This is a genomic window from Kitasatospora sp. NPDC004723 (genome assembly GCF_040609255.1).
In the GTDB taxonomy this organism is placed as follows: Bacteria; Actinomycetota; Actinomycetes; order Streptomycetales; family Streptomycetaceae; genus Kitasatospora.
Genome location: NZ_JBEXJT010000067.1, coordinates 23447 through 33978 on the forward strand (window position 1 = coordinate 23447; position 10532 = coordinate 33978).

8 protein-coding genes are annotated in these 10532 nt (G+C 72.7%); 6 read left to right on the forward strand and 2 right to left on the reverse strand.

Features of this window, described 5'->3' with window-relative positions:
• Positions 1 to 53 precede the first annotated feature (53 nt).
• Both ABZW10_RS36310 and ABZW10_RS36315 read left to right on the forward strand, forming a co-directional pair.
• The gene (locus tag ABZW10_RS36310) at positions 54 to 290 is read left to right on the forward strand and encodes a type II toxin-antitoxin system VapB family antitoxin (RefSeq protein WP_355375167.1); all 237 of its coding nucleotides are present in this window, start codon (positions 54 to 56) and stop codon (positions 288 to 290) included.
• Positions 287 to 688: a PIN domain nuclease gene (locus tag ABZW10_RS36315; RefSeq protein ID WP_355375170.1), complete on the forward strand. Its 402-nt coding sequence runs from the start codon at positions 287 to 289 to the stop codon at positions 686 to 688. Before ABZW10_RS36310 ends, ABZW10_RS36315 begins: the two co-directional genes overlap by 4 nt.
• Here ABZW10_RS36315 and hemW read toward each other — a convergent pair.
• Together hemW and ABZW10_RS36325 are read right to left on the reverse strand one after the other, a co-directional pair.
• Positions 685 to 1914, reverse strand: coding sequence for a radical SAM family heme chaperone HemW (gene hemW, locus ABZW10_RS36320; RefSeq protein WP_355375173.1), 1230 nt, complete (start codon positions 1912 to 1914; stop codon positions 685 to 687). The two genes, ABZW10_RS36315 and hemW, sit on opposite strands and share 4 nt — an antisense overlap.
• 92 nt (positions 1915 to 2006) lie before the next feature.
• Entirely contained in the window at positions 2007 to 3929 is a 1923-nt protein-coding gene (locus ABZW10_RS36325; protein WP_355375176.1) for an AMP-binding protein, read from the reverse strand.
• Between the two features lie 321 nt (positions 3930 to 4250).
• Between ABZW10_RS36325 and ABZW10_RS36330 the strand changes: the two genes are divergently transcribed.
• From ABZW10_RS36330 to ABZW10_RS36345, 4 genes are all read left to right on the forward strand, one after another.
• The gene (locus ABZW10_RS36330) at positions 4251 to 5984 is read left to right on the forward strand and encodes an ABC transporter ATP-binding protein (RefSeq protein WP_355375178.1); all 1734 of its coding nucleotides are present in this window, start codon (positions 4251 to 4253) and stop codon (positions 5982 to 5984) included.
• 206 nt (positions 5985 to 6190) lie between these two features.
• Entirely contained in the window at positions 6191 to 8089 is a 1899-nt protein-coding gene (locus ABZW10_RS36335; protein ID WP_355375189.1) for an ABC transporter ATP-binding protein, read from the forward strand.
• A 113-nt stretch (positions 8090 to 8202) separates the two neighbouring features.
• Complete coding sequence (gene sigJ, locus ABZW10_RS36340; protein ID WP_355375181.1) at positions 8203 to 9162, forward strand: RNA polymerase sigma factor SigJ; 960 nt, start codon at positions 8203 to 8205, stop codon at positions 9160 to 9162.
• A 129-nt stretch (positions 9163 to 9291) separates the two neighbouring features.
• A complete protein-coding gene (locus ABZW10_RS36345) occupies positions 9292 to 10377 on the forward strand; it encodes an FAD-dependent oxidoreductase (RefSeq protein ID WP_355375183.1) in 1086 nt (361 codons plus the stop codon).
• The last annotated feature ends 155 nt before the right edge of the window (positions 10378 to 10532 follow it).

The window sequence follows — 10532 nt, forward strand, 5'->3', positions numbered from 1 at the left end:
CACTCGGTCGTATATCCTTTTCGGCAATCGGATATACGCCGTAGGAGGTCGCCATGTCCCGCACCGTGATCGACCTGGACGACGAGGCGCTGGCCGACGCCGCCCGCTACCTCGGCACCACCACCAAGAAGGACACCGTCAACGCCGCCCTGCGGGAGATAGCGGACCGCCGGCGCCGGGCCGCGGCGCTGGCCCGGATGCGCGGGATGGTCACCGAAGGCGAGATCGACTTCTCGGTCATCGGCTACCCCGACGACGCCTCGGGCACGTCCGGAAGGCCGGCCGCATGACCGAGGAGTTCCTGATCGACACCAGTGCGCTGGTCCGGCTGATGCGCGGCCAGACCGGCGCGGCCTGGGAGGAGGCCGTGACGGCGGGGCTGGTGCTGCTCTGCGAGCCGGTCCGCCAGGAGTTCCTGCGCGCGGTGGGCGGCCGGGCCGCCTACTTCGAGGCGACCGGCCTGCTCCGGGAACTCTTCCCGTACCAGCACCTGCGCGACAGCGCCTGGGAGGACGCCGCCGAGTTGCAGGAGCGCCTCGCCCAGTCCGGCGCCCACCAGTGCGCGAGTCCGGTGGACCTGCTGGTCGCCGTCACCGCCGCCCAGCACAAGCTGACGGTCCTGCACCAGGACGCCGACTTCGAGACCACGGCCCGGCTGACCGGGCAGCCCGTCCGGCGGATCGACTAGTCCACCAGGTCACGCACCACCGCGTCGGCCAGCAGGCGGCCGGGGAGGGTGAGGGCGGCGCGGCCCTGCTCGTAGGGGGCGGGGGCGAGCAGGCCGTCGGTGAGGGCGCGGGCGGCGGCCGCGCGGCCGGTGGCGGTGAGGAGGTCGAGGGGGACGCCCTCGGCCAGGCGCAGTTCGAGCAGGATCCGCTCGACGCGGCGGTCCTCGGCGGTGAGGCGCTCGCGGCCCTGGGCGGGGGTGCGCTGCTCGGCGAGGGCCCGGGCGTAGGCGGCCGGGTGCTTGGCGTTCCACCAGCGGACGCCGCCGACGTGGCTGTGCGCGCCGGGGCCGGCGCCCCACCAGTCGCCGCCGGTCCAGTACAGCTCGTTGTGACGGCAGCGGCCCTCGGGGGTGGTGGACCAGTTGGAGACCTCGTACCAGGAGTAGCCGGCGGCGCTCAGCGCCTCCTCGGCGATCAGGTAGCGGTCGGCGTGCACGTCGTCGTCGATCATCGGCAGTTCGCCGCGCCCGACCCGGGCGGCCAGCCGGGTGCCCTCCTCGACGATCAGCGAGTAGGCGGAGACGTGGTCGGGCCCGGCGCCGATCGCGGCGTCCAGGGAGGCCCGCCAGTCGTCGTCGGACTCGCCGGGGGTGCCGTAGATGAGGTCGAGGTTGACGTGCTCGAAGCCGGCCGCGCGGGCCTCGGCGACGCAGGCCTCGGGGCGGCCGGGGGTGTGGTGGCGGTCGAGCAGCCTGAGCACGTGCGGGCGCGCGGACTGCATGCCGAAGGAGATCCGGTTGTAGCCGCCCTCGCGCAGTTCCGCCAGGTACGCCGGGTCCACCGACTCCGGGTTGGCCTCGGTGGTGATCTCGGCGCCCTCGGCGAGCCCGAACTCGTCGCGGATCGCGGCGAGCATCCGCACCAGGTCGCGGGCCGGCAGCAGGGTCGGGGTGCCGCCGCCCAGGAAGACGGTGCGCACCGGCGGGGCGTCCGCGCCGAGGACCCGCCGGGCGAGCCGGACCTCGGCGACCACGTTGTCCGCGTACGTCTCCTGGGAGGCGACGGTGCCCGAGGAGCGCAGCTCGGTGGCGGTGTAGGTGTTGAAGTCGCAGTAGCCGCAGCGGCTCGCGCAGTAGGGCACATGCAGGTAGAAGCCGAACGGCCGCGAGCCCAGCCCGTCGAGGGCGTGCGCGGGCAGGGAACCGTCGGACGGCACCGGTTCGCCGTCGGGGAGTGCGGAGGGCATGACCCCATTGTCCCGTACGGCCGGGGTGATCCCCACGGGCCGTACGGGACGGGTGGGACGGACGGGAGGGAGGACGGGGCCGGGCGGACGGCTCAGACCTCGTTGGCGCCCGTGTACATCGCGGTGACCGCCTCGGCGTAGGTCCGCTCCACCACCGGGCGCTTGATCTTCAGGCTCGGGGTGAGCTCGCCGTGCTCGACGTCCAGGTCGCGCGGCAGCAGGTGGAACTTCTTGATCGTCTGCCAGCGCTGGAGCTGCCCGTTGAGCCGCCGCACGAAGCCCTCGATCAGCTCGTGGGTCCGCGGGTCGGCGACCACCTCGGTGTAGGACGCGCCCGCCAGGCCGTGCTCGGCGGCCCACGGCATGATCACCGCCTCGTCCAGGCCGATCAGCGCGGTGCAGTAGTTGCGGCCGTTGCCGATCACCAGGACGTTGCTGACGAACGGGCAGACCGCCTTGAACTTGCCCTCCACCTCGCTCGGCGCCACGTACTTGCCGCCGGAGGTCTTGAACAGGTCCTTCTTGCGGTCGGTGATCCGCAGGAAGCCGTCCGGGGACAGCTCGCCGATGTCCTCGGTGTGGAACCAGCCGTCCGCCTCCAGCACCTCGGCGGTCTTCTCCGGCAGGTTGTGGTAGCCGCGCATGACGCCGGGGCCGCGCAGCAGGATCTCGCCGTCCTCGGCGATCCGCACCTCGGTGCCCGGCAGCGGACGGCCCACCGTGCCCACCCGGATGTCCTCGGCCCGGTTGACGCTGGAGCCGGCACTGGTCTCGGACAGGCCGTAGCCCTCCAGGATCGGCACCCCGGCGCCGACGAAGAAGTAGCCGATCTCCGGGGCCAGCGCGGCGCTGCCGGACACCGCCCCGCGCAGCCGTCCGCCGAACGCGGCCCGGATCTTGGCGTACACCAGCCTGTCGGCGAGGGCGTGCTTCATCCGCAGCGCCGCCGGGGCGGTGCCCACGCCGGTCGCCACCCGGGTGTCCTGGACCGTGCGGGCGTAGTCGCGGGCGGTGCGCGCCGCCCACAGGAAGATCTTGTACTTGGCGCCGCCCTGCGCCCGGGCCTTGCCGGCGATGCCGTTGTAGACCTTCTCGAAGATCCGCGGCGCCGAGGCCATGATGGTCGGCCGGATCACCGGCAGGTTGTGGATGATCCGGTCCACCCGGCCGTCCACCGCCATCACGTGCCCGGTCGCGATCTGCCCGGAGATCAGCGTCTTGCCGAACACGTGCGACAGCGGCAGCCACATGAACTGCACGTCGTCGGCGGCCAGCAGTCCGCTCGCCTCCTGCGCCCGGCCCTCGTAGGCCCAGCAGTCGTGCACCAGGCGCACGCCCTTGGGGCGGCCGGTGGTGCCGGAGGTGTAGATGAGGGTGGCCAACTGCTCCTTGTCGAGGGCGGCGACCGCCTTCTCGACGGCGTCCGGGTGCCCGGCCAGGTGCTCGGCGCCGAGCCGCTCCAGCTCGGCGAGGGTGATCACGCGCAGCCGGCCGGCCGGCGGGGGCCCGTCCGGCGCGTCGAACAGGATCACCGTCTCCAGCCCGGGCAGCCGGTCCAGTTCGGCGACCACCTTGTCCAGCTGGGCGGTGTTCTCGGCGAACAGGGCCCGGGAGCCGGAGTCGGAGAGGATGAACGCGGTCTCGTCGGCGTTGGTGCTCGGGTAGACGGCCGTGGTGGCCGCGCCCGCGCACATGTTGCCGAGGTCGGCGAGGATCCACTCCAGGCGGGTGGAGGAGGCCAGCGCCACCCGGTCCTCGGCCTCGATGCCCAGCGACAGCAGCCCGGCCGCCACCGCGTGCACCCGGGCCGCGGTCTGCGCCCAGGTCAGCGACCGCCACTGCTCGGCGCCGGGAGTGCTGTCCGCCGCGTGCTCGTCCACCGGGACGGGGTAGCGGTAGGCCTCACCGCCGGGGGTCAGCGCGACCCGTTCCCGGAACAGGTGGGCGACGGAGGCGGGACGCCCGGCGACGATGTCGGGACGGCCGGAGTCGATCAGGGACTGCGCGGAACTCAACGAGGACCTCCGGGGGCGGGTGGCCGTCTGGAAGAGGTGGCGTCCGTAGGGGCGGCCGCCGGCCCCCTGGCAACCGGGACTGGTACCGATGAGTAACAAGAGGGCTGCCAGCAGCCTAGGGGGAAACCGGTCATTCCGTAAGGGGGCGGACCGACCTGGCACCTTGTCGGACCGCCGGTGCCCGGCACAACCGCGCCCCGCGGAACGTTCGGCAAAGGGCTGGACAAAGATCCGGCTCGCTTGCCCGGAATCTCATGTACCGGCCTCCCGAGCAACGAGAATTGGGATGCCAAAGCCGCCGCCGACGACAAGAGTGAGCCAGTGCTGATCAGACTGCTCAGGGCGTACCTGCGCCCCTACACCCGACCGATCATCCTGCTGGTCCTCCTCCAGCTGGTCTCCACCCTCGGGCTGCTCTACCTGCCCACACTCAACGCCGACATCATCGACAGCGGAGTGATCAAGGGGGACACCGGCTACATCCTGCGCGTGGGCGCCGTGATGATCGGCGTCACCCTCCTCCAGACCCTCTGCTCGATCAGCGCCGTCTACTACGGCGCGCGCACCGCCATGGCCGTGGGCCGCGACATCCGGGCCGCCGTCTTCGACCGCGTCCAGAGCTTCTCCGCCCGCGAGATCGGCCAGTTCGGCGCCCCCTCCCTCATCACCCGCACCACCAACGACGTCCAGCAGGTCCAGATGCTGGTCCTGATGGCGTTCACCCTGATGGTCGCCGCACCGATCATGTGCGTCGGCGGCATCATCATGGCCCTCAACCAGGACGTGCCGCTCTCCGGACTGCTGCTGGCCGTCGTCCCCGCCCTCGGGGCCGTCGTCGCCCTCCTGGTCCGCCAGCTGCGCCCGCGCTTCCGCAGCATGCAGGAACGGATCGACACCGTGAACCGGGTGCTGCGCGAGCAGATCACCGGCATCCGGGTCATCCGCGCCTTCGTCAAGGACGAGCACGAGCAGAACCGGTTCGCCGGCGCCAACGAGAGCCTCACCGGCGTCTCGCTGCAGGTCGGCAAGCTGATGGCCTACCTGTTCCCGAGCGTCATGCTCGTCGTCAACGTCTCCAGCGTCGCCGTGCTGTGGTTCGGCGCCCACCGGATCAACAGCGGCGACATGGAGATCGGCGCCCTGACCGCCTTCCTCTCCTACCTGCTGCAGATCCTCATGAGCGTCATGATGGCCACCTTCATGTTCATGATGGTGCCGCGCGCCGAGGTCTGCGCCGAACGCATCCAGGAGGTGTTCGACACCTCCTCCAGCGTGGTGCCGCCCGCCGCCGGCGTCACCGAGGTGCTCCGCCGCGGCCACCTCGAACTGCGCGACGTCGACTTCCGCTACCCCGGCGCCGAGGCGTCCGTGCTGCGCGGCATCGGCATCACCGCCCGCCCCGGCGAGACCACCGCCGTCATCGGCTCCACCGGCAGCGGCAAGTCCACCCTGCTCGGACTCGTCCCCCGGCTGTTCGACGCCACCTCCGGCCAGGTCCTGCTCGGCGGCGTCGACGTCCGCGAACTCGAACCCGGGACGCTGTCCGACAGCGTCGGCCTCGTCCCGCAGAAGCCCTACCTGTTCTCCGGCACCGTCGCCAGCAACCTGCGCTACGGCCGGCCCGACGCCACCGACGAGGAACTCTGGCACGCCCTGGAGATCGCCCAGGCCAAGGAGTTCGTCGAACGGCTCCCCGAAGGCCTGGACGCGCCCATCTCCCAGGGCGGCGGCAACGTCTCCGGCGGCCAGCGCCAGCGCCTGGCCATCGCCCGCACCCTGGTGCGCCGGCCCGACGTCTACCTCTTCGACGACTCCTTCTCCGCGCTCGACTACGCCACCGACGCCAGGCTGCGCAAGGCGCTCGCCCGCGAGACCTCCGACGCCACCGTGGTGATCGTCGCCCAGCGCGTCTCCACCATCCGCGACGCCGACCGGATCATCGTCCTGGACGAGGGGGCCGTCGTCGGCAGCGGCACCCACGGCGAGCTCATGGCCGGCAATCCGACGTACCGGGAGATCGTGCTCTCCCAGCTCACCGAGCAGGAGGCGGCGTGACCAGCCCCGACAAGTCCGCGCCCGGCTTCGACAAGGCGCCCGGCGGACGTCCCGGCGGGCCGGGTGGGCCCGGTGGACCCGGTGGTCCCGGCGGGCCCGGCGGGCCGGATGGACCCGGCGGACCCGGTGCGGCCGGCCGGCCGGCCCAGGCCGGCGACTCCCAGGCCGCCGCCGCCCGCCGCGGCCCCGCCGGCCCCGGCCGCTTCATGGGCGGCCAGGGCGCCGAGAAGTCCATGGACTTCAAGAGCTCCGGCAAGCGGCTGCTCAAACTCCTCCGCCCCGAACGCGCCCTCATCGCCGGCGTCCTCGGCCTCGGCGTCCTCAGCATCGGCGCCGCCATCGTCGGCCCCAAGATCCTCGGCAACGCCACCGACCTGATCTTCGCCGGCGTCATCAGCGGCCGCTTCCCCGCCGACGCCTCCAAGCAGCAGATCATCGACGGCCTGCGCGCCCGCGGCGACGGCGACCTCGCCAACCTGCTCTCCTCCGTCGACTTCACCCCCGGCCAGGGCATGGACTTCGGCGCCATCGGCACCGTCCTGCTCTGGGTCCTCGCCATCTACGTCGCCTCCGCCGTCTTCGGCGTCGTCCAGGGCCGCCTCGCCGCCCGCGCCATCCAGCGCGCCGGCTACCGGCTGCGCCAGGACACCGAGGCCAAGCTCGCCCGGCTGCCGCTCAGCTACTTCGACAAGCAGCCCCGCGGCGAGGTCCTCAGCCGGGTCACCAACGACATCGACAACATCAGCCAGACCATGCAGCAGACCATGGGCCAGGTGGTCAACTCGCTGCTCACCGTGGTCGGCGTGCTCGCCATGATGTTCTGGATCTCCTGGCTGCTCGCCCTCATCGCGCTGATCGCGGTCCCGCTGTCCGTCGTCGTCGCCACCCGCGTCGGCAAGCGCGCCCAGCCCCAGTTCGTCCAGCAGTGGAAGTCCACCGGGCAGCTCAACGCGCACATCGAGGAGATGTACACCGGCCACACCCTGGTCAAGGTCTTCGGCCGGCAGAAGGAGTCCGCCGAAACCTTCCGCGAGCACAACGAGGCCCTCTACGCCTCCAGCTTCAAGGCCCAGTTCATCTCCGGCGTCATCCAGCCCGCGATGATGCTCATCGGCAACCTGCAGTACGTGCTGATCGCCGTCGTCGGCGGCCTGCGGGTGGCCAGCGGCGCGCTGTCCATCGGCGACGTCCAGGCGTTCATCCAGTACTCCCGCCAGTTCAGCCAGCCGCTCACCCAGGTCGCCAGCATGGCCAACCTGGTGCAGTCCGGCGTCGCCTCCGCCGAGCGCGTCTTCGAACTCCTCGACGCCCCCGAGCAGACCCCCGAACCGGCCATGCCCGAACGCCCCGACGCGCTGCGCGGCCGGGTCGTCTTCCAGGACGTCGCCTTCCGCTACGACCCCGACAAGCCGCTCATCGACGACCTCTCGCTCAAGGTCGAACCCGGCCAGACCGTCGCCATCGTCGGCCCCACCGGCGCCGGCAAGACCACCATGGTCAACCTGCTGATGCGCTTCTACGAGGTCAGCGCCGGCCGGATCACCCTCGACGGCGTCGACATCGCCGCCATGTCCCGCGAGGAACTGCGCTCCGGCATCGGCATGGTCCTCCAGGACACCTGGCTGTTCGGCGGCACCATCGCCGACAACATCGCCTACGGCGCCGACGGGGCCACCCGCGAGCAGGTCGTCGAAGCCGCCAGGGCCGCCCACGTCGACCGCTTCGTACGCACCCTGCCCGACGGCTACGACACCGTCATCGACGACGAGGGCACCGGCGTCAGCACCGGCGAGAAACAGCTCATCACCATCGCCCGGGCCTTCCTCGCCCAGCCCTCGATCCTGGTCCTCGACGAGGCCACCAGCTCCGTCGACACCCGCACCGAGGTGCTCATCCAGCGGGCCATGGCCCGGCTGCGCACCGGGCGCACCAGCTTCGTCATCGCCCACCGGCTCTCCACCATCCGGGACGCCGACGTGATCCTGGTGATGGAGAACGGCTCCATCGTCGAACAGGGCGGCCACGACGAGCTGATCGCCACCGACGGGGCCTACGCCCGGCTCTACAAGGCGCAGTTCGCCGAGGCGGTCGCCGAGGTCGAGTAGCGCCGCCGCCACCGGGGAGCCCGGGGCGGACGGTCCCACCGCCGCCCCGGGCTCCCGCGCGTCCGGGCCCGCCGCCCTCGGCCGCCACGGCGGCGGGCGCTACGGTGGGGGCCGTGAGTGACGAACCGTCGACGACCGCCGCCGCCCGGCCAGGAGGCACCGGCACGCCCGCCGCCGCCACCGCCCCGGACGTCTTCGAGACCCACCGGCGCTACCTCGGCTCCGTCGCCTACCGGATGCTCGGCTCCTTCACCGACGCCGAGGACGTCCTCCAGGAGGCCTGGCTGCGCTGGCGCGCCGCCGACCGCACCTCCGTCGCCGACCCCCGCGCCTACCTCACCACCGTCGTCACCCGGCTCTGCTACGACCAGCTCGGCTCCGCCCGGGCCCGCCGCGAGTCCTACTTCGGCGAATGGCTGCCCGAACCGTCCCTCTCCTACCAGGAGACCCCGGCCTCCCCCGCCGACCTCGCCGAACGCGGCGAGTCCGTCTCGCTCGCGCTGCTCGCCGTCCTCGAACAGCTCACCCCCGCCGAACGCGCCGCCTTCGTCCTGCACGACGTCTTCGCGGTCGGCTTCGACGAGATCGCCGCCTCGCTCGACCGCAGCGCCGACGCCACCCGCCAGCTCGCCTCCCGCGCCCGCCGCCGGATCAAGGCCGGCGGACGCCGGGCCGACGCCGACCCCGCCGAGCACCGGCAGGCCGTCGAGGCGTTCGCCGCCGCCAGCGCCCGCGGCGACATCGCGGGCCTGCTCGCCGTCCTCGACCCCGACATCGTCTGGCACTCCGACGGCGGCGGCATCGTCACCGCCGGCGCCCGCCCGGTGCTCGGCTCCGCCAAGGTCTCCCGGCTGGTCCTCGGCCTCGTCAACAAGTGGGTCACGGCCGAGGCCGCGGTGGAGTTCGCCCTGGTCAACGGCGAGCCCGGCCTGGTCTGGTACACGCGGCCTGGCGTCATCAGCGGCGTGCTGGCCTTCGCCGTCGCCGACGGCCGGATCACCGAGGCGTACGCCGTAGTCAACCCGGAGAAGCTCGCGCACCTCAACGCCCCCGCCACCCCTCCGGGAGTGTGACGCGGGTCACTGTCACAGTCCCGCGGGCGCCGTCGTCCCCCTTGCGAACACGCGGACAAGCGTTCCCCGGCCACCCCGGGGACGCCGCGAGAGGACGCCGACGACGGCGCCACGAAGGAGCGGGACGACATGACCGAGAAGCAGACCGTCGTACTGGGGGCCGGCTACGCGGGCCTCGCCGCCGCGGCCCGGGCCGGAAAGCGCGGCCGGGTGACCCTGATCGCTCCCGAGAGCCGCATCCTGCACCGCATCCGCCAGCACGAGACCACCGCCGGCCTCCCCGTGGCCCGGCCCGCCGTCGCCGAGGTGCTGCGCGGGCGGGGCGTGCGGCACGTCCGGGCCCGCGCCACCGGACTCGACCTCGGCGCGCGCAAGGTGCTCCTGGACAACGGCGACACCGTCGCCTACGACACCCTGGTCTACGCCCTCGGCAGCCGCACCTCCTGGCACGGCGTGCCCGGCGCCGAGGAGCACGCCTACCCCGTCGAACGGGCCGCCGAGGTCGCCGAGCGGCTGCGCGCCGCCGAGCGCCCCGGCACCCCCGAGCGGCCGGGCACCGTCGCGGTCGTCGGCGGCGGCGCGACCGGCATCGAACTGGCCGCCGAACTCGCCGAGGCCCACCCCCGCTGGACCGTGCGGATCATCGCCGCCGACCGGGTCGGCGGATGGTTCTCGGCCAAGGGCCACGACCACGTCCACCGGGTGCTGCGCGGGCTAGGCGTCGGGATCCACGAGCAGAGCGCCGTCACCGCCGTCGACGCCGAGGGCCTCACCACCACCGCCGGCCGGATCCCCGCCGACCTGGTCGTCTGGGCCGCCTCGATGGAACCGCACCCGCTCGCCGCCCGGGCCGGCCTCGCCGTCACCCCCGCCGGACAGGCGGTCGTCGACGACCACCTGCGGTCGGTCTCGCACCCCGAGGTGTACGTGATCGGCGACGCCGCCGAGGTCACCGTCCCCGGCACCGGGACCCTGCGGATGGGCTGCGCCACCGCCCTGCCGCAGGGCCAGTACCTCGGCAAGGTGCTCACCGGACGCACCGACAAGCCGTTCGCCTTCCGGTACACGGCGCAGTGCCTGAGCCTGGGGCGGCGCGAGGGGCTGCTCCAGTTCATCCACGGCGACGACTCGATGCGGCCCACCGTGCTCACCGGGCTCGCCGGGCGGCTGGCCAAGGCGGCGATCCTCAGGAGCGTCGTGCTGTCGCTGCGCTGAGCGGCCCGTCACCGAGGGGGCGTGCGCGAGGGCCGTGCGCGCGGGGCCCGGAACCGTGTGGGATGCTGTTGGTGAATTGTGATTGATCGCCTGCGGTGAGTGATGCCGGTCTCCGAGACTTGTCTCGGAGACCGGCGTTTCGTCGTTGTGGGGGT

Coding starts and splice junctions, on each gene's coding strand:
- ABZW10_RS36310 (WP_355375167.1), top strand. CDS start 54: ATGTCCCGCACCGTGATCGACCTGGACGACGAGGCGCTGGCCGACGCC.
- ABZW10_RS36315 (WP_355375170.1), top strand. CDS start 287: ATGACCGAGGAGTTCCTGATCGACACCAGTGCGCTGGTCCGGCTGATG.
- hemW (WP_355375173.1), bottom strand. CDS start 1,914: ATGCCCTCCGCACTCCCCGACGGCGAACCGGTGCCGTCCGACGGTTCC.
- ABZW10_RS36335 (WP_355375189.1), top strand. CDS start 6,191: ATGGGCGGCCAGGGCGCCGAGAAGTCCATGGACTTCAAGAGCTCCGGC.
- ABZW10_RS36345 (WP_355375183.1), top strand. CDS start 9,292: ATGACCGAGAAGCAGACCGTCGTACTGGGGGCCGGCTACGCGGGCCTC.